Origin of the sequence: Pectobacterium sp. CHL-2024 (assembly GCF_044751765.1) — a bacterium.
GTDB lineage: Bacteria > Pseudomonadota > Gammaproteobacteria > Enterobacterales > Enterobacteriaceae > Pectobacterium > Pectobacterium brasiliense.
The window spans coordinates 71,920-97,011 of the sequence record NZ_JBIXKO010000006.1 but is presented as its reverse complement, the minus strand read 5'-3'; the positions used below and the strand labels follow the sequence as shown (position 1 = coordinate 97,011).

The 25,092-nt window shown below is 51.4% G+C and carries 22 protein-coding genes; 19 read left to right on the top strand and 3 right to left on the bottom strand.

Translation table 11 applies throughout. The features are described 5' to 3' along the window. Nucleotides 1-197: 197 nt before the first annotated feature. The 15 genes from ispC to tilS all read left to right on the top strand — a co-directional run bounded on the left by ispC (nucleotide 198) and on the right by tilS (nucleotide 18,267). Entirely contained in the window at nucleotides 198-1,394 is a 1,197-nt protein-coding gene (gene ispC / locus ACIPUG_RS11425) for a 1-deoxy-D-xylulose-5-phosphate reductoisomerase (protein WP_039525119.1), read from the top strand. Nucleotides 1,395-1,592: 198 nt separating this feature from the next. After that, nucleotides 1,593-2,354, top strand: a complete 762-nt coding sequence (gene ispU, locus ACIPUG_RS11420) for a (2E,6E)-farnesyl-diphosphate-specific ditrans,polycis-undecaprenyl-diphosphate synthase (RefSeq protein ID WP_014914449.1) — start codon at nucleotides 1,593-1,595, stop codon at nucleotides 2,352-2,354. Nucleotides 2,355-2,363: 9 nt separating this feature from the next. Continuing rightward, a complete protein-coding gene (cdsA, locus tag ACIPUG_RS11415) occupies nucleotides 2,364-3,221 on the top strand; it encodes a phosphatidate cytidylyltransferase (protein ID WP_010296412.1) in 858 nt (285 codons plus the stop codon). A gap of 21 nt (nucleotides 3,222-3,242) precedes the next feature. Continuing rightward, nucleotides 3,243-4,598: a sigma E protease regulator RseP gene (rseP, locus tag ACIPUG_RS11410; RefSeq protein WP_010284833.1), complete on the top strand. Its 1,356-nt coding sequence runs from the start codon at nucleotides 3,243-3,245 to the stop codon at nucleotides 4,596-4,598. A 35-nt stretch (nucleotides 4,599-4,633) separates the two neighbouring features. Further along, nucleotides 4,634-7,063 (top strand): outer membrane protein assembly factor BamA, encoded by a 2,430-nt coding sequence (gene bamA, locus ACIPUG_RS11405; protein WP_014914451.1) that lies wholly within the window; start codon nucleotides 4,634-4,636, stop codon nucleotides 7,061-7,063. 177 nt (nucleotides 7,064-7,240) lie between these two features. Then, complete coding sequence (gene skp / locus ACIPUG_RS11400; protein WP_014914452.1) at nucleotides 7,241-7,738, top strand: molecular chaperone Skp; 498 nt, start codon at nucleotides 7,241-7,243, stop codon at nucleotides 7,736-7,738. A 3-nt stretch (nucleotides 7,739-7,741) separates the two neighbouring features. Then, on the top strand, nucleotides 7,742-8,764 hold the full coding sequence (gene lpxD, locus ACIPUG_RS11395) for a UDP-3-O-(3-hydroxymyristoyl)glucosamine N-acyltransferase (RefSeq protein WP_014914453.1): 1,023 nt from the start codon (nucleotides 7,742-7,744) through the stop codon (nucleotides 8,762-8,764). A 101-nt stretch (nucleotides 8,765-8,865) separates the two neighbouring features. Beyond that, entirely contained in the window at nucleotides 8,866-9,321 is a 456-nt protein-coding gene (gene fabZ, locus ACIPUG_RS11390) for a 3-hydroxyacyl-ACP dehydratase FabZ (RefSeq protein WP_010284842.1), read from the top strand. Between the two features lie 4 nt (nucleotides 9,322-9,325). Continuing rightward, nucleotides 9,326-10,114 carry an acyl-ACP--UDP-N-acetylglucosamine O-acyltransferase gene (lpxA, locus tag ACIPUG_RS11385; protein ID WP_010284845.1) on the top strand — a complete coding sequence of 263 codons (789 nt, stop codon included), beginning with the start codon at nucleotides 9,326-9,328 and terminating at the stop codon, nucleotides 10,112-10,114. 3 nt (nucleotides 10,115-10,117) lie between these two features. After that, nucleotides 10,118-11,269: a lipid-A-disaccharide synthase gene (gene lpxB, locus ACIPUG_RS11380; protein WP_014914454.1), complete on the top strand. Its 1,152-nt coding sequence runs from the start codon at nucleotides 10,118-10,120 to the stop codon at nucleotides 11,267-11,269. 21 nt (nucleotides 11,270-11,290) lie between these two features. Further along, complete coding sequence (rnhB, locus tag ACIPUG_RS11375; protein WP_010284848.1) at nucleotides 11,291-11,887, top strand: ribonuclease HII; 597 nt, start codon at nucleotides 11,291-11,293, stop codon at nucleotides 11,885-11,887. Between the two features lie 85 nt (nucleotides 11,888-11,972). Beyond that, entirely contained in the window at nucleotides 11,973-15,455 is a 3,483-nt protein-coding gene (dnaE, locus tag ACIPUG_RS11370) for a DNA polymerase III subunit alpha (protein WP_039467040.1), read from the top strand. Between the two features lie 12 nt (nucleotides 15,456-15,467). After that, nucleotides 15,468-16,427, top strand: a complete 960-nt coding sequence (gene accA / locus ACIPUG_RS11365; RefSeq protein ID WP_010296434.1) for an acetyl-CoA carboxylase carboxyl transferase subunit alpha — start codon at nucleotides 15,468-15,470, stop codon at nucleotides 16,425-16,427. A gap of 126 nt (nucleotides 16,428-16,553) precedes the next feature. Further along, on the top strand, nucleotides 16,554-16,943 hold the full coding sequence (locus ACIPUG_RS11360; protein ID WP_039497268.1) for a VOC family protein: 390 nt from the start codon (nucleotides 16,554-16,556) through the stop codon (nucleotides 16,941-16,943). Beyond that, nucleotides 16,933-18,267 (top strand): tRNA lysidine(34) synthetase TilS, encoded by a 1,335-nt coding sequence (gene tilS, locus ACIPUG_RS11355; RefSeq protein ID WP_400338446.1) that lies wholly within the window; start codon nucleotides 16,933-16,935, stop codon nucleotides 18,265-18,267. Before ACIPUG_RS11360 ends, tilS begins: the two co-directional genes overlap by 11 nt. A gap of 137 nt (nucleotides 18,268-18,404) precedes the next feature. On the opposite strand, the gene rof is transcribed toward tilS, so the two are convergent. Together rof and ACIPUG_RS11345 are read right to left on the bottom strand one after the other, a co-directional pair. Beyond that, nucleotides 18,405-18,665 (bottom strand): Rho-binding antiterminator, encoded by a 261-nt coding sequence (gene rof, locus ACIPUG_RS11350; RefSeq protein WP_029367608.1) that lies wholly within the window; start codon nucleotides 18,663-18,665, stop codon nucleotides 18,405-18,407. After that, complete coding sequence (locus ACIPUG_RS11345; protein ID WP_010285748.1) at nucleotides 18,652-18,852, bottom strand: YaeP family protein; 201 nt, start codon at nucleotides 18,850-18,852, stop codon at nucleotides 18,652-18,654. Before ACIPUG_RS11345 ends, rof begins: the two co-directional genes overlap by 14 nt. 240 nt (nucleotides 18,853-19,092) lie before the next feature. On the opposite strand from ACIPUG_RS11345, the gene ACIPUG_RS11340 reads away from it, so the two are divergent. Both ACIPUG_RS11340 and nlpE read left to right on the top strand, forming a co-directional pair. Continuing rightward, a complete protein-coding gene (locus tag ACIPUG_RS11340; RefSeq protein ID WP_400338445.1) occupies nucleotides 19,093-19,647 on the top strand; it encodes a YaeQ family protein in 555 nt (184 codons plus the stop codon). Between the two features lie 73 nt (nucleotides 19,648-19,720). After that, nucleotides 19,721-20,416: an envelope stress response activation lipoprotein NlpE gene (nlpE, locus tag ACIPUG_RS11335; RefSeq protein ID WP_400338549.1), complete on the top strand. Its 696-nt coding sequence runs from the start codon at nucleotides 19,721-19,723 to the stop codon at nucleotides 20,414-20,416. Between the two features lie 57 nt (nucleotides 20,417-20,473). On the opposite strand, the gene mutS is transcribed toward nlpE, so the two are convergent. Further along, nucleotides 20,474-23,038, bottom strand: coding sequence for a DNA mismatch repair protein MutS (gene mutS, locus ACIPUG_RS11330; RefSeq protein ID WP_400338443.1), 2,565 nt, complete (start codon nucleotides 23,036-23,038; stop codon nucleotides 20,474-20,476). A gap of 520 nt (nucleotides 23,039-23,558) precedes the next feature. Here mutS and ACIPUG_RS11325 point away from each other — a divergent pair. Both ACIPUG_RS11325 and ACIPUG_RS11320 read left to right on the top strand, forming a co-directional pair. Further along, the gene (locus tag ACIPUG_RS11325) at nucleotides 23,559-23,840 is read left to right on the top strand and encodes a hypothetical protein (protein WP_400338442.1); all 282 of its coding nucleotides are present in this window, start codon (nucleotides 23,559-23,561) and stop codon (nucleotides 23,838-23,840) included. 423 nt (nucleotides 23,841-24,263) lie between these two features. After that, nucleotides 24,264-24,959, top strand: coding sequence for a hypothetical protein (locus tag ACIPUG_RS11320; RefSeq protein ID WP_205532043.1), 696 nt, complete (start codon nucleotides 24,264-24,266; stop codon nucleotides 24,957-24,959). Nucleotides 24,960-25,092 lie beyond the last annotated feature (133 nt).

Here is a 25,092-nt window from a genome sequence, read left to right as displayed (position 1 = left end):
CTTTTTCCGGCGGCGCTTTATTTTATGGTTATACAAGGAATGGGTGAAGGCTAGCCCCTCTGGGTAGTAAACAATTTTTTGCTGTGTATGTGTCTGCGGCTATCGTGACTGTGATCGATAGCGGAGATATATCATGGTAATCGTCTCAGACTCGTGTACCTTCCTGTCATCAAATCCGGTTATTCAGAGCATTTTTAATGAAGCAACTGACAATTCTTGGTTCCACTGGCTCTATTGGCGTCAGTTCACTGGCCGTCATTAAAGCCAATCCCGATAAATTTGCCGTACGCGCGTTATCCGCCGGGTACAACGTCAAATTGATGCTGGAGCAGTGCCTCACTTTCCAACCCGCCTATGCCTCAATGGCTGATGAAGCCTCTGCAACTGCCCTGCGCCAGCAGTTGGCGGAATATGGTTGCAAAACGGAAGTGCTGGCTGGCGAGCAGGCCGCGTGTGACCTTGCTGCATTAGAGGGTGTCGATCAGGTCATGGCCGCGATTGTGGGTGCGGCAGGGTTATTGCCAACACTAGCGGCAATTCATGCCGGAAAACAGGTGTTGCTGGCGAACAAAGAATCACTGGTTACCTGCGGACGTCTGTTCATGGACGCCGTGGCGCAAAGTGGCGCACAGCTTTTACCGATTGATAGCGAACATAATGCGATTTTTCAGAGTTTACCTGAGCAAATTCAGCGTCAATTAGGCTACGCTTCATTGTCGCAGCATGGGGTCGAACGTATTGTTCTGACCGGTTCCGGTGGGCCGTTTCGTGAAACTCCGGTGTCGGCGCTGGCAGACATGACGCCAGATCAGGCGTGTGCGCATCCAAACTGGTCAATGGGGCGCAAAATTTCGGTCGATTCTGCCACGATGATGAACAAAGGGCTGGAGTACATCGAAGCGCGCTGGTTGTTTAATGCTTCTGCCGAACAGATGGAAGTCATTATTCATCCGCAGTCGGTGATTCACTCGATGGTGCGTTACCGTGATGGCAGCGTTCTGGCGCAGTTGGGATCGCCCGATATGCGCACGCCGATTGCCCATGCAATGGCTTATCCCGAACGTGTGGCATCGGGTGCAAAAGCGTTAGATTTTTGCCAGATTGGCGCGCTGACATTTTTGGCACCGGACTATGCACGCTATCCTTGTTTACAGCTCGCTATTGATGCCTGTAATCATGGTCAGTCGGCCACTACGACATTAAATGCCGCAAATGAAATTGCGGTAGCGGCATTTTTGCAGTCGCAGATCCGTTTTACGGATATTGCGGCGGTAAATCGGCATGTTATTGAACAACTTACATTACCAGAACCCACCAGCGTTGATGATGTTCTGTTTATTGACCGCTGGGCCAGACAGGTCGCAACACAGACCCTGACACATTACGCGCGATAGCGGGATAGCGCCGTGGCACAATTTGTTCATGTGCGGTGGAGGTGGTATAGTCTGCGCCACTCAATGGTTGATTATGCGAAAGTTGTTTAATCGACCGTGAAGCTAAGCCGTGATCGTTCACGGCTTTTTTTGCGCTAACGGGGTCTGATGTTACGGAAGGACTGTTGTATTTCTTGCTTGAGGAAATAAGTACGCGTTATGCCGTCCGATAATCAAAAAAATACTAACGATCTGCCACCCGCCGGGCCGCGGCATGTTGCCATTATCATGGATGGCAATGGTCGCTGGGCAAAAAGCCGGGGGAAAATGCGGATTTTTGGCCATCAGGCTGGTGTAAAGGCTGTGCGGCGTTCAGTCAGTTTTGCAGTGAGCCAAGGGCTGGACGCGCTGACACTTTACGCATTTAGCAGTGAAAACTGGAACCGTCCGGCGCAGGAAGTTTCCGCACTCATGGAACTGTTTGTCAGAGCGCTGGATAGCGAAGTGAAAAGCCTGCACAAGCACAATGTTCGCTTGCGGGTGATTGGCGATATCGGCCGCTTCAGTCCGCGTTTACAAGAGCGAATCCGCCGTTCAGAAGCACTGACGGAAAAGAATCAGGGGCTCACACTGAATATTGCCGCGAATTATGGCGGCCGTTGGGATATTATTCAGGGAGTACGGCAACTTGCAGAGCAGGTGCAGGAAGGCATTCTACGCCCTGATAGCATTAATGAAGCGTCATTATGTCAGTACATCTGTCTGCATGATCTGGCTCCGGTTGATTTGGTGATCAGAACCGGTGGAGAACACCGCATCAGTAATTTTCTTCTGTGGCAAATTGCTTATGCTGAACTTTACTTTACTGATGTCCTCTGGCCTGATTTCGATGAACAAGTCTTTGAAGGTGCGCTGAATGCTTTTGCACAACGCGAGCGCCGCTTCGGGGGAACAACACCTATCGATGCTGATGCATCCTAGGGGGAACTTTTGCTGAAGTATCGCCTGATTACTGCTTTTATTTTGATCCCGATTGTTATTGCAGCACTTTTCTTGCTGCCTCCTCTGGGATTCACGCTTGTTACGCTGGCTGTCTGTATGCTGGCGGCATGGGAATGGGGTCAGTTGGCAGGGTTTGCCTCTTATGGTCAACGCCTGTGGCTCGCGATCCTGTGTGGTTTCTTGCTGGCGCTGATGCTGTTATCACTCCCGGCCTACCATTATTCCGTCCATATTCCGCAAATCAGTATCGCGCTCTGGTCATCGCTGGTGTGGTGGGGTGTCGCGCTGCTGTTGGTGCTGTTCTATCCGGCTTCCGCCTCATTCTGGCGTCATTCGCGTACATTGCGACTGGTATTCGGTATCATGACGATCGTGCCGTTTTTCTGGGGCATGGTCGCGCTTCGTCATTACAATTACGCGATTAACCCATTTGCTGGTGCCTGGTGGCTGCTGTACGTCATGCTGCTGGTGTGGGGAGCGGACAGCGGTGCCTACATGTTCGGTAAACTGTTTGGTAAGCGTAAGCTCGCGCCAAAAGTTTCGCCGGGCAAAACCTGGGAAGGCTTTCTCGGTGGCCTGGCAACCTCTGCGCTCATCTCTGTGCTGTTTAGCCTGTATGCGCCATTAACGGTAGCGCCATCGACGTTGTTGATATGTTCTATCGCCGCTGCGCTGGCCTCGGTGTTGGGTGATTTGACGGAAAGTATGTTCAAACGCGAGGCGGGCATCAAAGACAGTAGCCATTTGATTCCGGGGCACGGTGGTGTGCTCGATCGTATCGACAGCCTGACTGCTGCGGTTCCTGTGTTCTCTTGCCTGATGCTGCTGCTGTTTAAAGTGGCTTAGAATAAAGCGGTAGAGCTATTTATGCTGAGTTTTCTCTGGAATCTTGCCGCGTTTATCATCGCACTGGGTGTGCTGGTCACTGTCCATGAATTTGGGCATTTCTGGGTAGCGCGCCGCTGTGGTGTGAAGGTCGAACGCTTCTCCGTCGGTTTCGGACGCGCGCTATGGCGTCGTCGCGATCGTACCGGTACAGAATTTGTGATTGCGCTGATCCCGCTTGGCGGCTACGTGAAGATGCTGGATGAGCGCGTCGACACCGTTGCGCCAGAATTTCGTCACCAATCATTTAATAGCAAAACGGTCTGGCAGCGTGCGGCTATCGTTAGCGCGGGTCCGATTGCCAATTTCCTGTTTGCCATTGTGGCGTACTGGCTGGTGTTTATTCTCGGCGTACCGGGCGTGCGTCCGGTAGTGGGTGAAATACTGCCCAACTCCATTGCGGCGCAGGCGGAAATGTCGGCGGGAACGGAACTAAAGTCCGTTGACGGTATCGAAACGCCTGATTGGGATACTGCGCGTCTGGCCCTGATCGGTAAAATCGGCGATAGCGATGTTGTGATCGGAACCGCACCTTTAGGCTCTGACCGTGTCGTTCAGAAAACGCTGGATTTACGCGAGTGGCAGTTTGAGCCTGATAAGCAAGATCCTGCCGCTTCGCTCGGGATTATTCCGCGTGGGCCGCAAATTGAGCCGGTACTGCATCAGGTGCAGGCTGGGTCGGCGGCGGAAAAAGCAGGTTTGCAAGTCGGAGATAGGATCGTTAAAGTCGACGGGCAGGCGCTAGCGCAATGGCGTGATTTTGTTATCGCCGTGCGTGACAACCCCGGACAATCTATTGCTCTGGAGGTGGAGCGCAACGGCTCAACAGTCCCGTTGACGTTAACGCCAGACAGCAAATCTGTGGGAAGTGGCAGAGTTGAAGGGCTGGCAGGCGTTATGCCAAGTGTGACGCCGCTGCCTGAAGAATACAGGACTGTGCGCCAGTATGGGCCGTTCAGTGCGATCTACCAGGCAACAGATAAAACCTGGCAACTGATGAAATTGACCGTCAGTATGTTAGGGAAACTGGTTATGGGGGATGTTAAGCTGAACAACCTGAGTGGTCCCATTTCGATTGCTCAGGGCGCAGGAATGTCAGCAGATTATGGATTGATTTATTACCTGATGTTTTTGGCCTTAATCAGCGTCAATTTGGGGATCATCAATCTGTTCCCTCTGCCGGTATTGGATGGTGGACACCTGCTCTTTCTTGCGGTTGAAAAGTTGAAGGGCAGGCCGGTTTCTGAGCGTGTGCAGGACGTTAGCTATCGCATTGGTACAGTGTTGCTGATGTTGTTAATGGGACTCGCACTTTTCAATGATTTCTCTCGTCTCTAGGCGCGGGATTAGGTTAGGAAAAACGCATAACAACGATGGCGATCAAAAAGTTGCTCATAGCGTCGCTGCTGTTTAGCAGCGCAACCGTATACGGTGCAGACGGGTTCGTAGTGAAGGACATTCATTTCGAGGGCCTGCAAAGGGTTGCCGTCGGGGCGGCATTACTCAGTATGCCAGTCCGCGTTGGTGATACCATCGGTGACGATGATATCGGTAACACCATCCGTGCCTTGTTTGCGACCGGAAATTTTGAAGATGTTCGTGTCCTGCGCGATGGCGAAACGCTGATTGTGCAGGTGAAAGAACGTCCAACCATCGCCAGCGTCACGTTTTCCGGCAATAAGTCAGTCAAAGACGACATGCTGAAAGAAAACCTGGAGGCCTCTGGCGTGCGAGTCGGTGAAGCGTTAGACCGCACTGCGCTCACCAGCATCGAAAAAGGACTGGAAGATTTCTACTACAGCGTGGGCAAGTACAGTGCGTCGGTTAAAGCCGTTGTCACGCCACTCCCGCGTAACCGCGTAGACCTGAAACTGGTCTTCACGGAAGGCGTTTCCGCCAAGATCCAGCAGATTAATATTGTCGGTAACAAAGCGTTCAGTTCCGACGAATTGATCTCTCGTTTCCAACTGCGTGATGAAGTGCCGTGGTGGAACGTGGTCGGCGATCGTAAATACCAGAAACAAAAACTGTCTGGCGATCTGGAAACGTTACGGAGTTTCTATTTGGATCGCGGCTATGCGCGTTTCAACATCGATTCCACACAGGTGAGCCTGACGCCAGATAAAAAAGGCATCTACATCACCATCAATATGACGGAAGGCGAGCAGTACAAGCTGTCCGGTGTAGCGGTGAAAGGCAATCTGGCTGGTCACTCTGCGGAAATCGAAGGGTTGACGAAGATTGAACCGGGTGAACTCTACAACGGGACGAAAGTGACCCGGATGGAAGAGGACATCAAGAAGCTACTGGGTCGTTATGGCTATGCCTATCCACGTGTGGTCACACAGCCGGAAATTAATGACGCAGACAAGACGGTGAAATTAAACATCAACGTTGATGCCGGTAACCGTTTCTATGTGCGTCATATCCGCTTTGACGGTAACGACACGTCTAAAGACTCCGTTCTGCGCCGTGAAATGCGTCAGATGGAAGGTGCCTGGTTAGGCAACGATCTGGTTGAGCAGGGCAAAGAGCGTTTAAACCGTCTGGGATACTTTGAAAGCGTTGATGTAGAAACGCAGCGTGTTCCCGGCGTGGCCGATCAGGTTGATGTCACGTATAAAGTCAAAGAGCGTAATACGGGGACATTCAACTTTGGTGTCGGTTTCGGTACAGAAAGTGGCGTGAGCTTCCAGGCTGGCGTCCAGCAGGACAACTGGCTGGGAACGGGTAACTCCGTTGGTATCAGCGGGACTAAAAACGACTACCAGACGTATGTTGAGCTGTCACTGACCGACCCGTACTTTACCGTCGATGGCGTTAGCCTCGGTGGGCGCATATTCTATAACAAATTTGAGGCATCAGACGCCGATCTGTCCGACTACACTAACGTGAGTTATGGCGTTGGCAGCACCTTGGGCTTCCCGATTAACGAGAATAACTCACTGCGTGTCGGTCTGGATTATGTGCATAACGATCTGTCGGATATGAGACCGCAGGTGGCGATGTGGCGTTATCTGGATTCCGTGGGCGTTAATCCATCTGTGGTTCAGGAAGGGAATAAATCTAGCGCTGACTTCAAAGCGAACGATTTCTTCCTGAATACCGGATGGTCGTATAACAATCTGGATCGCGGCTACTTCCCGACGAAAGGCACACGTGCGTCTGCGAATGCCAAGATTGCCGTACCGGGTTCGGACAACGAATACTACAAACTGACGTTTGATTCGGCGAGCTACTACCCGTTGAGCGATAGCGGTAACTGGGTGGTAATGGGCCGTACGCGCGCAGGCTTTGCGGATGGTATCGGTAGCAAAGAAGTGCCGTTCTACGACAACTTCTATGCGGGTGGTTCCAGTACGGTACGTGGCTTCCAGTCGAATACGATTGGTCCTAAAGCGGCGTATTACCGGTGTGCTGCGGGTGCGACGTCTTATTCCAATTGTCCGATTGATTCGACCAATCTGGATGATGCCGTTGGCGGTAACGCGATGGCGGTATTGAGTGCGGAACTGATCGTGCCAACACCGTTTATCAGCGATAAATATGCGAGCTCCGTACGTACGTCCTTCTTTGTGGATGGCGGTACGGTATGGGATACCAACTGGAAAAATACACCTGCAACGATTGCCGCGGGCGTGCCGGATTACAGCAAGGCGAGTAACTTCCGTGTTTCCAGCGGTATCGCGTTGCAATGGATGTCTCCGCTTGGGCCATTGGTCTTCTCCTATGCCCAGCCGGTTAAAAAGTACGATGGAGACAAGTCGGAACAATTCCAGTTTAACATTGGCAAAACCTGGTAGTGTGACGTCAATAGGTCGTATGCAGGGAATGTCGCATCATGATTCGTTGAGACGAGCCTTTCGTTGATATGAATAGTTCATGGGTATGAATGGTCGAACATAAGACCTTCATACCATGACGCGATGCTCATAATTAAAGTGTTAAGACACAAATTAGGTTAGGTTGAGGAGTTTATAGTGAAAAAGTGGTTATGTGCCGCAGGCCTCGGTTTAGCATTGGCTGCTTCAGCCAGCGTTCAGGCTGCTGACAAAATTGCCGTTGTTAACGTTTCCAGCATTTTCCAACAGCTGCCGCAGCGTGAAACCGTTGGCAAACAGCTGGAAAACGAATTCAAAGGTCGTGCTTCTGAACTGCAATCGATGGAAAACGATTTACAGGGTAAGATGCAGAAACTGCAACGTGATGGTTCTACCATGAAAGCGAGCGAGCGCAGCAAAATGGAGAAGGACGTCATGGCGCAGCGCGAGCAGTTCTCGACTAAAGCGCAGGCTTTTGATCAAGACAACCGCCGCCGTCAGATGGAAGAACGTAACAAAATCCTGAGCCGTATTCAGGATGCGGTGAAAGCCGTTGCCACCAAAGAAGGTTATGATGTTGTGATTGACGCTAACGCAGTTGCGTATGTCGCCAATGCGAAAGACATTACTGCCGATGTGCTGAAACAGGTTAAATAATACATGTATTCAATTCGACTGGACGCGTTAGCTCAACAGTTGGATGCACAATTACACGGTGATGGCGATATCGTCATCACCGGTGTTGCTTCTATGCATTCAGCAAAAACTGGGCAAATTACGTTTCTTTCCGACAGTCGTTACCGTGAGCAACTGGCCGGGACGCAAGCGTCAGCGGTCGTGCTGACGGAAGCGGATTTACCTTACTGTCAGGTTGCGGCGCTGGTAGTGAAGAATCCCTATCTGACCTATGCGCGTATGGCGCAACTGTTGGATACGACACCGCAACCAGCAACTGATATTGCACCGAGTGCGGTTATTGCTCCAGACGCGACGCTGGGCCAGAACGTGTCTATTGGTGCAAATGCCGTTATCGAATCTGGCGCACAGCTGGGTGATGGCGTTGTCATTGGCCCTGGCTGTTTTATCGGTAAAGATGCCCGCATTGGTGCCGGTACGCGTTTATGGGCAAATGTAACGATTTATCACCGCGTTGAACTGGGTGAGCATTGCCTGATCCAGTCGGGAACGGTGATCGGTTCTGACGGCTTTGGCTATGCTAACGATCGCGGTAACTGGGTGAAGATTCCACAGCTGGGTACAGTCAGAATTGGCGATCGGGTTGAGATCGGTGCGAGCACAACCATCGATCGTGGTGCGTTGGATGATACGGTCATTGGTAATGGTGTTATCATTGATAACCAATGTCAGATTGCGCACAACGTTGTGATTGGCGACAATACCGCGGTAGCGGGTGGCGTCATTATGGCGGGGAGCTTGAAGATTGGTCGTTATTGCATGATCGGTGGTGCCAGCGTGATTAACGGGCACATGGAGATCTGCGATAAAGTGACGGTAACGGGAATGGGGATGGTCATGCGACCAATCACAGAACCTGGGGTATACTCTTCGGGCATTCCTTTGCAACCCAACAAAGTGTGGCGCAAAACTGCAGCGCTGGTGATGAATATTGATGAGATAAGCAAACGGTTGAAAGCCGTTGAACGAAAAGTCGATAACGTTTAATCACTCGCGTTTTATTTGCGGCCTGCCTGAAGACACCTAATTTAGGGTCTGCGCAGGCCGTGTTGTTGATGGCATCAGTTTTTATGGACAGGAAGAGTATTTTGACTACTGACACTCATACTCTGCATATTGAAGAGATTTTAGAATTATTACCGCACCGTTTCCCGTTTTTGCTGGTTGATCGGGTACTGGATTTTGAAGAAGGGAAGTTTCTGCGGGCGGTGAAAAACGTCTCTTTCAACGAACCCTTCTTCCAGGGCCATTTCCCGGGCAAACCGATTTTTCCCGGCGTGCTGATTCTGGAAGCCATGGCTCAGGCCACCGGTATTCTTGCGTTTAAAAGCGTAGGTAAACTGGAACCGGGTGAGCTGTACTATTTCGCCGCTGTAGACGAAGCGCGCTTTAAGCGCCCCGTGCAGCCAGGCGATCAAATGATCCTTGAAGTTGAATTCATCAAAGAGCGTCGCGGCGTTGCGCGCTTTAAAGGTGTTGCCAAAGTTGATGGCGAAGTGGCCTGTGAAGCGTCAATGATGTGTGCTCGCCGTCGGGAGTCCTGATAACGTGATTGATCAAACCGCCTTTATTCACCCTAGTTCGATTGTTGAAGACGGTGCCATTATTGGTGCTGGCGTTCATATTGGCCCGTTCTGCTATATCGGTTCTCAGGTTGAGATCGGTGCGGGGACGGTGCTGAAATCACATGTCGTCGTCAATGGCGTCACTAAAATTGGTCGCGACAACGAAATCTATCAGTTCACGTCAATTGGTGAAGTGAATCAGGATCTCAAATATGCCGGGGAACCGACCCGCGTTGAGATTGGCGATCGTAACCGCATCCGTGAAAGCGTCACGATTCATCGTGGCACGACACAGGGCGGCGGGTTGACTAAAGTCGGTAGCGATAACCTGTTGATGATCAACACGCATATCGCACATGACTGCGTAGTGGGCAATCGTTGTATTCTGGCGAATAACGCGACGCTGGGTGGCCACGTTTCCGTCGATGATTTTGCGATTATCGGTGGGATGACGGCCGTGCACCAGTTCTGCATTATCGGTGCCCACGTCATGGTTGGCGGATGTTCCGGTGTAGCGCAAGACGTGCCGCCGTATGTGATCGCGCAGGGTAACCACGCCACGCCGTTTGGCCTGAATATTGAAGGCCTGAAGCGTCGTGGATTCGAAAAAGACACCCTGCACGCGATTCGTAACGCGTACAAGCTCCTCTACCGCAGCGGCAGAACACTGGACGAAGTGAAACCGGAAATTGAAGCGCTGGCGGCGGAACACCCGGCTGTGCAGGCGTTTACCGATTTCTTTGCCCGTTCTACTCGCGGCATCATTCGTTAATCCATGTCATCACGTCCTTTGACTATTGGGCTGGTCGCCGGAGAAACTTCCGGCGACATCCTTGGCGCAGGCCTGATCCGGGCGCTTAAAGAAAAGGTGCCTGATGCGCGGTTTGTCGGCGTTGCCGGGCCACGTATGCAGGCCGAAGGCTGTGAAGCCTGGTACGAGATGGAAGAACTGGCTGTCATGGGCATTGTTGAGGTGCTTGGACGGCTTCCCCGCCTGCTGAAAATTCGGCGAGATTTAACCCAGCGCTTTAGCGAGCTTCAACCTGATGTTTTCGTGGGCATTGATGCACCTGATTTCAATATCACGCTAGAGGGCAACCTTAAAAAGCGCGGTATCAATACCATTCACTACGTCAGCCCTTCCGTATGGGCATGGCGTCAAAAACGCGTTTTCAAAATAGGTAAAGCGACCAATCTGGTGCTGGCTTTTTTGCCTTTTGAAAAAGCGTTTTACGATCGTTTCAATGTACCTTGTCGCTTTATCGGTCATACGATGGCCGATGCGATGCCGCTGCACCCCGATAAGCTGGCTGCACGTGCGACGCTGGGTATTGCACCGGATGTACCTTGTCTGGCGCTGCTGCCGGGCAGTCGCGGTGCAGAAGTTGAAATGCTTAGCGAAGATTTTCTCAATACGGCTGTGTTACTACGCCAGCATTTTACCGATCTGGAAATCGTGGTTCCGCTGGTCAACAGCAAGCGCCGTGAACAGTTCGAGCGGATAAAAAGTAGCGTGGCGCCCGATCTACGCGTACATCTGCTGGATGGGCAAGCGCGAGAAGCCATGATTGCCAGTGATGCCGCTCTGTTGGCATCGGGTACGGCAGCGCTGGAGTGCATGCTGGCTAAATGTCCGATGGTTGTAGGGTATCGCATGAAGCCCTTTACCTTCTGGCTGGCGCAGCGCCTTGTCAAAACACCGTGGGTGTCTCTGCCGAATTTGCTGGCGGGACGTGAGCTGGTGGCCGAACAGCTACAGACGGACTGTACGCCGGACAAGCTGGCCGCTGCGCTGCTGCCTCTGTTTGCCGATACAGAAAAAATGGCTGAGCTACGCGCGACGTTTGTGGATTTGCACCAGCAGATCCGCTGTAACGCCGATGAGCAAGCGGCTCAGGCGGTGCTGGAATTAGTCAAGCCGTGTTAATAAAACCATGTTAATAAGATCATGAGTGAAATATTTGTCTATCCGCAGGCGAGCTGTATCGCTGGTGTTGATGAAGTGGGCCGCGGCCCTCTGGTTGGTGCGGTCGTGACGGCTGCGGTGATTCTTGACCCGACTAGGCCAATTGTCGGGCTGGCGGACTCCAAAAAGCTGAGTGAAAAACGTCGACTGTCGCTCTATGATGAAATCAAAGAGAAGGCATTGGCGTGGAGCCTTGGCCGTGCGGAACCGGAAGAGATTGACCAATTGAATATCCTGCATGCTACCATGCTGGCAATGCAGCGTGCGGTTGCTGGGTTGGCTGTCGTGCCTGATTTTGTTCTCATTGATGGCAATCGTTGCCCGGCTTTGCCGATGCCCGCTCAGGCGGTCGTAAAAGGGGATAGCCGCGTGGCAGAAATCAGCGCGGCCTCGATTATGGCGAAAGTGACTCGCGATCGTGAGATGGTCGAGTTGGATCAACGCTTCCCTGCTTATGGTTTTGCCCAACACAAAGGCTATCCAACGGCTTTTCATCTGGAGAAACTGGCCGCACTGGGTGCCACTGAGTTTCACCGTCGGAGCTTCGCGCCAGTCAGACGTGCATTAGGTCTGGCGTAAACATCATCATTAACTCTCGGTATGGCGTGGGCACGTAAGCGTGCCGTTGCCATGCTGACTAATCGATAAATTCTGGGATCTGGAGATGGCCGAACCACGTTTTGTTCACCTGCGTGTTCACAGTGACTATTCCATGATCGATGGGCTGGCCAAAGTCGGTCCGCTGGTAAAAAAAGCGGCGGCACTCGGCATGCCAGCGCTGGCGATTACTGATTTTACCAACCTGTGTGGGCTGGTTAAATTCTATGGCGGCGCGCATGGCGCGGGAATCAAGCCCATTATCGGCGCAGATTTCTGTGTCGAAAGCGACGAATTGGGGGATGAGCTCGCGCATCTTACCGTCCTGGCCATGAATAATGCTGGCTACCAGAATCTTACGCTGCTGATTTCCCACGCTTATCAACGAGGCTATGGCGCTGCCGGGCCGACGATTGACCGGGATTGGCTTGTTGAACATCAGGAAGGGCTGATTTTACTGTCTGGCGGCCGCCGGGGTGATGTCGGTCGATTTTTGCTGCGTGGTAACCAGACGCAGGCCGAACAGTGTCTGGCCTTTTATCAGGAACACTTCCCCCAGCGTTACTATCTGGAACTGATCCGCACGTCCCGCCCCGATGAAGAAAGCTATTTGCACGCCGCCGTCGAACTGGCGACGAAGCACGGGGTGCCCGTGGTGGCAACCAATGAAGTGTGTTTTATCAGCACCGATGATTTTGACGCTCACGAAATCCGCGTGGCCATTCACGATGGCTACACGCTTGACGATCCCAAGCGTCCACGTAATTACAGCCCACAGCAGTACATGCGTTCCGAAGAAGAAATGTGCGAGCTGTTCGCGGATATCCCCGAAGCGCTGGCGAACAGCGTTGAAATTGCCAAGCGTTGTAACGTAACGATTCGTTTGGGTGAATATTTCCTGCCGCAGTTCCCAACGGGCGACATGAGTACGGAAGACTTTCTGGTTCAGTGCTCGAAAAAGGGGCTGGAGGAGCGTCTCGAATTCCTGTTCCCCGATCCGGAAGTGCGCGCTGAGCGTCGGCCTGAATATGATGAACGTCTGGATATTGAACTGGGCGTTATCAACCAGATGGGGTTCCCCGGCTACTTCCTGATCGTAATGGAATTTATTCAGTGGTCGAAGGATAACGATGTACCTGTTGGACCGGGACGTGGTTCCGGTGCGGGTTCGTTAGTGGCCTATGCGCTGAAAATCACCGATCTGGATCCGCTGGAATTCGACCTGCTGTTTGAACGTTTTCTCAATCCTGAACGTGTTTCCATGCCTGACTTTGACGTCGATTTCTGTATGGAAAAACGCGACAAGGTCATCGATCACGTCGCGGAAATGTACGGGCGTGATGCGGTATCGCAGATTATCACCTTCGGTACGATGGCGGCGAAAGCGGTTATTCGTGACGTAGGGCGCGTGCTTGGGCACCCTTATGGGTTTGTCGATCGTATTTCAAAGCTGGTGCCGCCCGATCCGGGCATGACGCTGGAAAAAGCGTTTGCTGCTGAACCGCAACTGCCGGAAATTTATGAAGCCGATGAGGAAGTTAAGGCTCTCATCGATATGGCGCGTAAGCTCGAAGGGGTAACGCGTAACGCCGGTAAACATGCGGGTGGGGTGGTGATATCCCCCACCAAGATTACCGATTTCGCGCCGCTGTATTGCGATGCGGAAGGCAACCATCCGGTTACCCAGTTCGATAAGAACGACGTGGAATATGCCGGGCTGGTGAAGTTCGACTTCCTTGGCCTGCGTACGCTGACCATCATCGACTGGGCGCTGGGAATGATTAACGCCCGTCGCGCGAAGCAAGGGCTGGAGCCGATTGATATTGCGGCGATTCCGCTCGACGATAAGAAAAGCTTCGACATGCTGCAACGCTCGGAAACCACAGCGGTATTCCAGCTTGAATCGCGCGGCATGAAAGACCTGATCAAACGCCTTAAGCCTGACTGCTTTGAAGATATGATCGCACTGGTGGCGTTGTTCCGTCCCGGCCCGTTGCAATCCGGCATGGTAGATAACTTCATCGACCGTAAGCATGGCCGTGAAGCGATCTCGTATCCTGATATCGAATGGCAGCACGAGTCACTCAAGCCTGTGCTGGAGCCGACCTACGGCATTATCCTGTATCAGGAACAGGTCATGCAGATTGCGCAGGTTCTGGCGGGCTATACGCTGGGCGGTGCGGATATGCTGCGTCGTGCGATGGGGAAAAAGAACCCGGTCGAAATGGCGAAGCAGCGTGGTGGCTTCGAAGATGGTGCCAAATCTCGCGGCGTAAACGGCGAACTGGCGGTTAAGATTTTCGATCTGGTGGAAAAATTCGCCGGTTATGGCTTTAATAAATCTCACTCCGCGGCCTATGCGCTGGTGTCTTACCAAACGCTATGGCTGAAGGCGCACTATCCGGCAGAATTCATGGCGGCCGTAATGACGGCCGATATGGACAACACGGATAAAGTGGTCGGTCTGGTCGACGAATGTTGGCGGATGGGGTTAAAAATCCTGCCTCCGGACATCAACAGCGGGCTGTATCACTTCCACGTTAACGACGATGGCGAGATTGTTTACGGCATCGGTGCGATTAAAGGCGTGGGTGAAGGCCCGATTGAGGCGATTATCGAAGCGCGTAATCAGGGTGGCTATTTTAGAGAGCTGTTTGATCTCTGCGCGCGTACCGACATTAAAAAGCTGAACCGCCGCGTGCTGGAAAAGCTGATTATGTCTGGGGCGTTTGACCGTCTGGGGCCGCATCGTGCCGCGTTGATGAATTCATTGCCTGATGCGCTGAAGGCCGCCGATCAGCATGCGAAAGCGGAAGCGATTGGTCAGGTGGATATGTTCGGCGTGCTGGCCGATGCGCCTGAACAGGTTGAGCAATCCTACAGCACGGTGCCGCCGTGGCCGGAGCAGGTGGTGCTGGATGGTGAACGGGAAACGCTGGGGCTGTACCTGACCGGCCACCCGATCACGCAATATATTAAGGAAATTGAACGCTATGCTGGTGGCGTGCGTTTGAAAGATATGCACCCGACGGATCGGGGTAAAATGACCACTGCCGTTGGGCTGGTGTTGGCGGCCCGCGTCATGGTCACCAAGCGGGGTAACCGTATTGGTGTCTGTACATTGGACGATCGTTCCGGTCGTCTTGAGATAATGCTGTTTACCGATGCATTGGAAAAATATCAGCATTTACTTGAGAAAGACCGTATCCTTATCGCCAGTGGACAGGTCAGCTTTGATGACTTCAGCGGCGGGCTTAAAATGACCGTCCGAGAGTTAATGGATATCAGTGAAGCGCGGGAAAAATACGCGCGCGGGCTTGCTATCTCGCTGACTGACAGGCAAATTGATGACCAGCTATTAAACCGTCTCCGCCAATCGTTGGAACCCCACCGATCGGGGACGATCCCAGTGCATCTCTATTACCAGCGTGAAGATGCGCGCGCCCGACTACGTTTCGGCGCAGCATGGCGTGTAACGCCTGCCGATGCGCTACTGAACGAGCTGCGCACATTAGTGGGTAATGAGCAGGTGGAACTGGAATTTGACTAATATAGGAATACTATGAGTCTGAATTTTCTTGATTTTGAGCAGCCGATTGCAGAGTTGGAAGCGAAAATTGACTCGCTGACCGCAGTCAGCCGTCAAGACGAAAAATTAGATATTAATCTGGACGAAGAAGTCCAGCGCCTGCGTGAGAAGAGCGTTGAACTGACGCGCAAAATCTTCGCCGATTTGGGTGCCTGGCAGGTTGCGCAATTAGCGCGCCATCCACAACGTCCTTATACGCTTGATTATATTAAGCATATCTTTACCGACTTTGATGAATTGGCTGGCGATCGCGCCTACGCCGATGATAAAGCCATTGTTGGTGGAATTGCTCGTTTGGATGGGCGTCCGGTGATGATCATTGGTCATCAGAAAGGGCGTGAGACCAAAGAAAAGATTCGCCGTAATTTCGGCATGCCTGCACCGGAAGGCTATCGCAAAGCGCTGCGCCTGATGGAAATGGCCGATCGCTTCAAGATGCCGATCATCACCTTCATCGACACGCCGGGAGCTTATCCGGGCGTGGGCGCAGAAGAACGCGGTCAGTCTGAGGCTATCGCGCGCAACCTGCGTGAAATGTCGACGCTGCGTGTGCCAATCATCTGTACCGTTATCGGCGAAGGTGGTTCCGGTGGTGCATTGGCTATCGGCGTGGGCGACAAGGTCAACATGCTGCAGTACAGCACCTACTCGGTGATTTCACCGGAAGGCTGTGCGTCTATCCTGTGGAAGAGTGCAGATAAAGCGCCGTTGGCAGCAGAAGCCATGGGCATTATTGCACCGCGTCTGAAAGAGCTGAAGCTGATCGATACCGTGATCCCTGAGCCGTTAGGTTCGGCGCACCGTAACGTCCCAGCGATGGCAGAGTCTCTGAAAGCACAGCTGCTGGCCGACCTGCTCGACCTCGACGGCCTGACAGAAGAAGAGCTGTTGAACCGCCGTTATCAGCGTTTGATGAACTATGGTTACTGTTAAGTACAGTGGCTACTGCTGATAAGGAGATTGTCTGATTGATGTGTTATCAATCAGGCGATTCTGGCGTTACTTTGAAAATCCGTTGTCAGAAATGACAGCGGATTTTTTGCTATGAGGGTTTGAAGCATGCTAAAGCTGCTTGATGTCCATCACATTGCGGTTATTGCCTCTGACTATGAACGCAGCAAGGCGTTTTACTGTGGTGTGCTAGGGTTTACGTTGAACAACGAGATCTACCGTGAAGCGCGGCAGTCGTGGAAAGGGGATCTCTCGCTGAATGGGCGTTATACCATTGAGCTATTTTCTTTCCCTCACCCACCTGCGCGCGTGAGTCGCCCGGAAGCCTGCGGCCTGCGCCATCTGGCTTTTGCGGTGGCTAACATAGAACAGGCTGTTGCCTCGCTGGAACAGGCTGGCGTTATTTGTGAACCTGTCCGGATCGATCCTGAAACGCAGCAGCGCTTCACCTTTTTCTCCGATCCTGACGGCTTGCCTTTAGAACTGTATGAGATCTGATACCGTGGACTGCACCGAACCTGATGATCGATTGCTCCAGACGATCGCGACGCAAACAGCCGGATGCCGGTCGATCTTGCTGGCCTACAGCGGTGGTCTGGATTCTAGCGTGCTATTGCATCTGCTGGTGGCTCTGCGTCAGCGTTCTGGGCTACCCATTCGTGCGGCTTATATCCATCATGGTTTAAATCCGCTGGCCGATAGCTGGGCTGAACATTGTCGTCAGCAGTGTGAACGCTGGCAGGTGCCGTTTGCCTCGCTGTCGGTGACGGTTGAAGCGCAGAACGGCGGTATCGAAGCTGCGGCCCGAACGGCACGGTATCAGGCGCTGCAAGCGCATCTGCAAGACGGGGAAACCTTGCTGACGGCGCAGCATCTGGATGATCAGAGCGAAACATTTTTACTGGCGCTTAAACGCGGCAGCGGGCCTGCCGGATTATCTGCGATGGCGGCTCAAAGTACGCTCGGTCATCATCGTCTTGTGCGTCCGCTGTTAGGCATTTCTCGCTTGCAGTTGGAAACCTATGCGCAGCGGCACCAGCTTGACTGGATTGAAGACGACAGCAATCAGAATGAACGTTTCGACCGCAATTTTCTACGTCGTCAGATCTTGCCGCGATTGACGCAGCGCTGGCCGCATTTCTCCTCCGCCGTAGCGCGTAGCGCCCAACTTTGTGCCGAACAGGAACAGCTGCTAGATGAGCTGCTGGAGGAGTCATTGCAGGCGTTATGCCAGCCGGATGGCGCGCTGAATATTGACGGTCTGGTAACGCTAAGTCCGGTGCGTCGTTTTGCACTCCTGCGTCGCTGGCTGGCGCAGCAAGAGGCGATGATGCCCGCGCGTGAACAGCTACAGCGACTCTGGGATGAGGTGGCGACGAGCCGTCAGGATGCAGAACCAATATTACAACTGAATCAGATGCAGGTTCGCCGTTTTCGTCAGCATCTCTATCTGCTGCCGCTGATGCCGTCACTAAAAGACCAAATTATCCCGTGGCCGTCGCCGTCATGCCCGTTGTCGCTACCCGATAATCTGGGCACGCTGTCACTGGCCGAGAGCGGCGTGGCGGTTCGCGCGCCGGAAAAAGATGAGTCAGTGAGTATCCGTTTTTCGACCCAGGGAACCGTGCATATTGTCGGCAGAGCCCACGGGCGACAAATCAAGAAACTCTGGCAGGAGCTGGGCGTTCCGCCCTGGTGGCGCGACCGTACGCCGCTGGTGTTCTACAACGAGCAACTGATTGCGGCTGTGGGACGATTCGTCACGCGAGAAGGGCAGGCGAGAGAAAACCAGCCTGTATGGCGCATTGTTTGGGAAAAGTAAGTTTGGGAAAAATAAGCCAGGGGAAAAAAGCTGAGGGAAAAGCCTGACGTTAGCGCTGAAATAAAAACGGACAACCTGCGTTGTCCGTTTGGGAAGCATTGGTTCAGCGTTTGCCGCTGAATGAAAGGAGAAGTCTGTCAGGATTCGCTGACGACGACCTTCCCGATTTCAGGATGACTGAAACTGACGATGTGGTCGAGACGTAGCTCGCGCGTTGTGCCTGAGGCTTCAATCACCAGGTATTCGACCTGCTTACGTGAGATCATATCACTGGCTTTACCGGTCACAACTTCACCATTGCGTAGTTCCAGCGTCAGCGTCAAATTCTGCTGACAGGTGGCTTCCAGGCTGTCGTAATCATCACAGTTGATGGGTTGATATTCATTACTCATTGACATAATCACTCACCAATAAGTTAGCGGCGGCAAAAGCGGCCTGTTCCCTGACGGAGGATGGCAACGCATCATTCGCGGCAATGCCATCCAGGGTTTTTAAAACACAACCCAGCGAATCGGGTATATAGCCCAGATCGCCACTGGCGATCTCTGCGTATAAGCGACGTACTAATTCACAGTATTCTTGCACTATATCCTCCCTTAAAAGCTTAGCTCGGTAGATATTCATGCATCATCACTAGCTGCGGTGCGCGATGTTGTAAGCCTACGAAGATAAACTCTATTTATCAAACCGACTATAGCATAGGCACTAACAGGATATCAGTAGTCCTTAGAGGCCTAATCTATCGGTTACGTGGCAGATATCACCTTTACTGTGAGGATGGCGCTAACTCAAGTAAACTAGGAGGGAATAAAGACGAGGTTACTGATGGCATTAAAAGCAACGGTTTACAAAGCAGCAATCAATATTGCCGATATGGATCGGAATTTTTTTCACGACGCGAACCTGACGATAGCGCAGCATCCGTCTGAAACCGAGCAGCGTATGATGCTGCGGCTTTTAGCGTGGATTTGCCATGCTGATGAAAACCTGCGTTTTACCAAAGGGCTCAGCGCAGATGATGAGCCGGAAATCTGGCGGCGTAACGATACGATGGAACTGGAACTGTGGATTGAGCTAGGCCTGCCGGATGAAAAACGGCTCAAGAAGGCCTGCAATCAGTCCCGTGCCGTGGTGTTGTACGCCTACAGCGAGCGTGCGGCACAGGTTTGGTGGAGTGCGATATCGGGCAAGGTCTCTGGGTACAAGAATCTGGCTATTCGTTGTCTGGATGATAATCAGCTGGCTCAGCTTGCCGGACTGGTTCAACGCACGATGTCATTGCAGGCAACGATACAGGACGGCACGATCTGGTTGTCTGACGATAAGAATAGTCTGGAAATAGCATTTTCTGAGTGGAAAATTCCTCAGACTCAGGGATGATAACGGATTGGATATATTCCAGATCGTTGAGTAAGAACGATAAAAACAGGGCAGAGACGGCAGGAAAATAATGATGAAAAAACTGGCTATCGGTGTGCTGTTGATTGCAGGGATTTCTGGGTTGATCGGGTGTCATACCCGCTCGCAAGTTCAGGAAGAACCCCTTAAACCAATGGCACAAAGTTATCGTGGCGTTTTACCCTGCGCGGACTGCGGAGGGATTGATACGTCACTGTTTTTGGAAAAAGACGGGACTTTTGTTCTTCGCGAACAATATCAAACGACACGAGAGGGCAACAACACGTTCGCGTCCTATGGGCAATGGCGACGCACCGCAGACAAGCTGGTGTTGACGGATAGCGTGGGCGAAAAACGTTACTTCCGCCCGGTTGATAACTCTCTTGAAATGCTGGATCGGGAAGGGTTGCCCATCAATTCTTCGCTTCCTCGCCAACTGACGGCAACCGAGCAGGCATTGCCGGATACGCCGATGTCGATGAAGGGCATGTACCGCTATCTGGCTGATGCAGCAACGTTCTCTGACTGCGCAACCGGAAAAACGTTTGTGGTGGCGAGTAATGCCGTGCTGGAAAGGCTGTACCTTCGTACGACGGCGTCGGCAGGTGAACCGGTGCTGGTTTCCTTTACCGCGCATTTTGCCGTGATTCCATCAATGGAAGAAGGGCAGATGGTGAAAGCGGTGGTGCCTAACAGCAGCGATAACGCCCGCATGAACGCGCGAGCAAACTGCGATACACAGATAGACTAACGCAGCGTTAAAAAGAAAAGGCACTGATTCCAGTGCCTTTTTCGTATCGATTACGGGTTAGAGCATTTTCTTTAGCTGATAAAGCCAATCCAACGCCTGACGCGGCGTGAGCGCATCAGGATCGATGGCTTCCAGCGCTTCCATTACCGGTGACGGTTCGTCATTGCTCAGCAGCGCTAGCTGCGCGCCATCGATATGGCTGGATGAAGCATTATTCGATAGCGTTTCCAGCTCCTTCAGCTTCTGGCGCGCGCGCTTAATCACTTCTTTCGGTACGCCAGCCAGTGCGGCGACGGCAAGGCCATAACTTTTGCTGGCTGCGCCATCTTGTACGCTGTGCATGAAGGCGATGGTATCACCGTGTTCGCGCGCATCTAAATGCACATTCACCACGCCTTCCATTTTTTCCGGCAGAGTGGTCAGTTCAAAGTAGTGCGTTGCAAACAGCGTCATCGCTTTGATGCGGTTCGCCAGATTTTCGGCACAGGCCCAGGCCAGCGACAGGCCGTCATAGGTTGAGGTTCCGCGACCGATTTCGTCCATCAATACCAGACTGTTTTCCGTGGCATTGTGCAGAATATTCGCTGTTTCCGTCATTTCCACCATGAAGGTAGAGCGGCCGGAAGCCAGATCGTCGGCGGCACCCACTCGAGTAAAAATACGATCGACGGGGCCAATGACCGCCTGATCCGCAGGCACAAAGCAGCCGATATGCGCCATCAGTACAATCAGTGCGGCCTGACGCATATAGGTACTTTTCCCGCCCATGTTGGGGCCGGTGATAATCAGCATACGACGCTGTGGTGCTAGCGATAGGGGGTTCGAAATAAACGGCTCACGAAGCACCTGCTCGACAACGGGATGACGACCGCCCGTAATTTTGATGCCGGGCTTATCACTCAGCGTCGGGCAGACGTAATTCAGCGTATCGGCCCGTTCGGCCAGATTCGTCAGAACGTCCAATTCTGCCAATGCGGCGGCGCTTTGCTGAAGTTCAGCCAGATGAGGTAACAGCAGATCGAAAAGCTCATCATAGAGTGCTTTTTCGAGCGCCAGCGCTTTGCCTTTCGAGGTCAGAACTTTGTCTTCGTACTCTTTCAGTTCAGGGATGATATAGCGTTCGGCGTTTTTTAGCGTCTGGCGGCGTACATAGTGGATCGGCACCAGATGGCTTTGACCACGGCTGACCTGAATGTAATAGCCGTGTACGCCGTTGAAGCCGACTTTTAGCGTATCGAGCCCCAGTTTTTCGCGCTCGCGAATTTCCAGACGATCCAGATAATCGCTGGCACCGTCAGCCAGCGCGCGCCACTCATCAAGCTCTGCATGGTAGCCCGGCGCGATGACACCGCCGTCACGTACCAGCACGGGCGGTGCTTCGACAACGGCGCGCTCCAGTAAATCACGTAGCTCATCAAATTGCCCAATCAGGCTGACCAGACGACGAACGGAATCGGTATCCAGTGGCGCAAGCTGCTCACGAATATCGGGGAACTGCTGGAAAGCGTGGCGCATACGTGCCAGATCGCGTGGGCGTGCCGTGCGCAACGCGAGTCGCGCCAGAATACGCTCCAGATCGCCGACCTGTCGCAGATAGGGTTGCAGATCGGGCGTGATGTCCTGCAATGCACTGATGGCCTGCTGGCGCTGTTTGAGCGCATCAATATCGCGGCTGGGCATATGAATCCAGCGCTTCAGCATTCGGCTGCCCATTGCCGTCACGGTGCAGTCCAGTACAGCGGCCAGCGTATTCTCCACGCCGCCGGACAGATTCTGCGTCAGTTCAAGGTTACGGCGGGTGGCTGCGTCCATGATGATGCCGTCCTGCTGGCGCTCCATGGTAATCCCGCGGATATGCGGCAGCGAGGTGCGCTGGGTGTCTTTTGCGTATTGCAGCAGGCAGCCAGCGGCCCGTAATGCGAGCTTGGCCTGCTCTACGCCGAAACCGGTCAGATCGCGGGTGCCAAATTGCAGGTTAAGCTGCTGGCGTGCGGTATCGGGCTCAAACTCCCACAGCGGACGACGGCGCAGCCCGTGGCGATTTTCGATCAAATCCATGGACTCGAAAGATTCGGGGTAGAGTAACTCTGCCGGATTGGTGCGCTGTAACTCAGCCGCCATGGTTTCCCGATCGTCTGGTTCGCTCACGCGGAAACGTCCTGAGCTGATATCCAGAGTGGCATAACCGAACCCCCGACAGTCCTGCCAGATTGCGGCTAGCAGGTTATCCTGCTTTTCCTGCAATAGCGCTTCGTCGCTGATGGTTCCTGGCGTGACGATACGTACAACTTTGCGTTCTACCGGACCTTTGCTGGTGGCGGGATCGCCAACCTGTTCGCAAATAGCGACGGATTCGCCCATTTGCACCAGTCTGGCAAGGTAGTTTTCAACGGCATGGTGAGGAACGCCCGCCATCGGTATCGGTTCCCCTGCGGAGGCACCGCGCTTCGTCAGCGAGATATCCAGCAGTTGAGAAGCTCGCTTGGCATCGTCATAGAACAGCTCGTAAAAATCGCCCATGCGGTAAAACAGCAGGATTTCCGGATGTTCAGCCTTTAACCTAAAGTACTGCTGCATCATGGGTGTGTGGGCAGTGAAATCCTTGTCGGTAGAATCTTTCATAGTGATTTTACTCAGTCTTAACGCTTTTGTTCGTTCAGGTGATGGCGCTGGGTTTGATGAAAAACCTTGCTGATGGCACGTCACCTGAGCATTGAAATGGAATGCCAGAAGTATACTGACTGACGGATGAAAAACATCACCCACGAATGCGCTATCTTACCACTGGTGGCCGTTATTTGGCGTCAGACGACGTTACCAGACTGGGACCGGGATGCGTATGCGATTTTTCCTCTATTGCTCAGGCGCGCGAGGCGGCTCGCAAGTTTGCCTGGAAAAGGTATAAGGTCAATGAGGTGAGGGTTGAGTCAAGTCGGGGAACAATCAATGTTATTGAGCTTATAATGGGTGACATTTCTGCCTAATACCGCAGTCAACCATAGGGTAAGATTGCAGTAGCAAAAGAAGGTCTCAGCCTGGATAACGCGTTAAAGTCATCTGTCCGTAAAGCGCTTCGCAAACAGGAATTGGGCCAAAGGGCGAAAATTTAGCTGATTAGCAGAACAGATAACCAAGGGAATGGATGATGGATAAAAGAGCACTAATCTTAAAATCAGGATTGACTGTCAGAGAGCTACTTCGTCTGAAAAATAACTATGTGTATGTCAAAAGCGATGATTTTAAATTTAATACCCTAACAAAGAAAGCCGAGTCCTTTGCAGACTATATTTTTATAGTTGCACGTTTATGCTGGGAAGCAATGTATCTTCCTTTCTTCATGAGCCTATTTTTTTCTGTTTATGATTTTTATAAAAATGGAAATGTAGTTGCAAGTTTAATAGTGTTTTTATTCTTTTTTCTATAATTATTTTTTTGCGTTTTAAAAGTTGAGAGTAATTATTATAGTATACGCATGATTACGGTTGTAAAGTTAATTGCATTTAAGTTTTCATTATAGATAGTGAATGGTTTTACCTAGGTGTGAGTTTTTTTACTATTAATTTAGTTGTCAGCCATGATAAAAGTAGTGCTATTAATACAAGGAAGATAATTAATGAATCTAAAGACGAATTCATTATGTTAAATGGGTTGGTTAGCTTTGCAATAAATAAGTAAATCTTTTCAGGTAAGTATTTAAACACTAGCTCAAATAAAAAGATTATATATATCACGCTAATTATTAAAAATAAAATTGTTTTTTTCACTTTATCCATCCTTCTTATTTTCCTCAACATAAGGTATCATTTTAAGTAAAAGGATTTTAAAGTCAAATTTTATGAGGTACGGGATGACTATTGCTTATCTGAAACAAAAAATGCAAGCAGACCGAATTATTGCGTTGAAAGTTGAGAATGCACTTGTGGAAATTAAGCAGGATCTTAGGGAAACTGCGGATACCTTATATTCTGGAGTAGAAAGAGTAAGTTGGTATGGTTCTTGTCTTTTCGATGATTATAAAGATGTTTGTCGGCAGTTAAGGAAAGAAGATTACAGAATGCTTATTGCTGTTAAGCAGGTGTATCTAAGAGATGATGTTGTTCTTGATATGGTTGAGATTTTTTTCAAAAAAAAGCTAATGAGAATAAGCGAGGAAAAACAAAATAGTATTTTACAGGAGGTTGCAAAAAAAATAGCTGAACACGCCTCCATTAAATTTAGCAAATTATCCCTTGCTTATGTAATCGCTAAAATAGTCAGAACATCGAGAGATTTTAATGATTCACATACTAAAATTATTAATAAAGGTAGTCTGGCTGTTGTACAGGTGGGAAGTTTTTATGGAAAAATGCAAAAAGCAGCGATGGCAGCAAGAAGATTAAAAAATATAGAGCCAGAGTATTATTGGGAGTTATATAATGAAAAAATCGAGTCATTGTATTTTTTAATTGAACCTGAAATGTCAAAAATAATATACATGACTAACTCCGGTTATTATAATGAAGATGATGTCATTTATTTGCTAAACCAGGTTTTAAAAAAATGAAATGGATTGTTGAATGGTTAGGTCAGTCTTTTTTTTATTTTGTACCTGTTGTCGCCATTGTTTTAGGTGGTGTTTTTTTTGTTAGTTTTTTTCCAAACTGCGGATTCTGTCTTACCGTTATATGGGTATTTAT

Excerpts from the sequence above, each read along its gene's own strand:
- ispC (WP_039525119.1), top strand. The coding sequence starts at position 198 with ATGAAGCAACTGACAATTCTTGGTTCCACTGGCTCTATTGGCGTCAGT.
- ispU (WP_014914449.1), top strand. The coding sequence starts at position 1,593 with ATGCCGTCCGATAATCAAAAAAATACTAACGATCTGCCACCCGCCGGG.
- rseP (WP_010284833.1), top strand. The coding sequence starts at position 3,243 with ATGCTGAGTTTTCTCTGGAATCTTGCCGCGTTTATCATCGCACTGGGT.
- bamA (WP_014914451.1), top strand. The coding sequence starts at position 4,634 with ATGGCGATCAAAAAGTTGCTCATAGCGTCGCTGCTGTTTAGCAGCGCA.
- lpxD (WP_014914453.1), top strand. The coding sequence starts at position 7,742 with ATGTATTCAATTCGACTGGACGCGTTAGCTCAACAGTTGGATGCACAA.
- lpxB (WP_014914454.1), top strand. The coding sequence starts at position 10,118 with ATGTCATCACGTCCTTTGACTATTGGGCTGGTCGCCGGAGAAACTTCC.
- rnhB (WP_010284848.1), top strand. The coding sequence starts at position 11,291 with ATGAGTGAAATATTTGTCTATCCGCAGGCGAGCTGTATCGCTGGTGTT.
- dnaE (WP_039467040.1), top strand. The coding sequence starts at position 11,973 with ATGGCCGAACCACGTTTTGTTCACCTGCGTGTTCACAGTGACTATTCC.
- accA (WP_010296434.1), top strand. The coding sequence starts at position 15,468 with ATGAGTCTGAATTTTCTTGATTTTGAGCAGCCGATTGCAGAGTTGGAA.
- ACIPUG_RS11360 (WP_039497268.1), top strand. The coding sequence starts at position 16,554 with ATGCTAAAGCTGCTTGATGTCCATCACATTGCGGTTATTGCCTCTGAC.
- tilS (WP_400338446.1), top strand. The coding sequence starts at position 16,933 with ATGAGATCTGATACCGTGGACTGCACCGAACCTGATGATCGATTGCTC.
- rof (WP_029367608.1), bottom strand. The coding sequence starts at position 18,665 with ATGTCAATGAGTAATGAATATCAACCCATCAACTGTGATGATTACGAC.
- ACIPUG_RS11340 (WP_400338445.1), top strand. The coding sequence starts at position 19,093 with ATGGCATTAAAAGCAACGGTTTACAAAGCAGCAATCAATATTGCCGAT.
- nlpE (WP_400338549.1), top strand. The coding sequence starts at position 19,721 with ATGAAAAAACTGGCTATCGGTGTGCTGTTGATTGCAGGGATTTCTGGG.
- mutS (WP_400338443.1), bottom strand. The coding sequence starts at position 23,038 with ATGAAAGATTCTACCGACAAGGATTTCACTGCCCACACACCCATGATG.
- ACIPUG_RS11325 (WP_400338442.1), top strand. The coding sequence starts at position 23,559 with ATGATGGATAAAAGAGCACTAATCTTAAAATCAGGATTGACTGTCAGA.
- ACIPUG_RS11320 (WP_205532043.1), top strand. The coding sequence starts at position 24,264 with ATGACTATTGCTTATCTGAAACAAAAAATGCAAGCAGACCGAATTATT.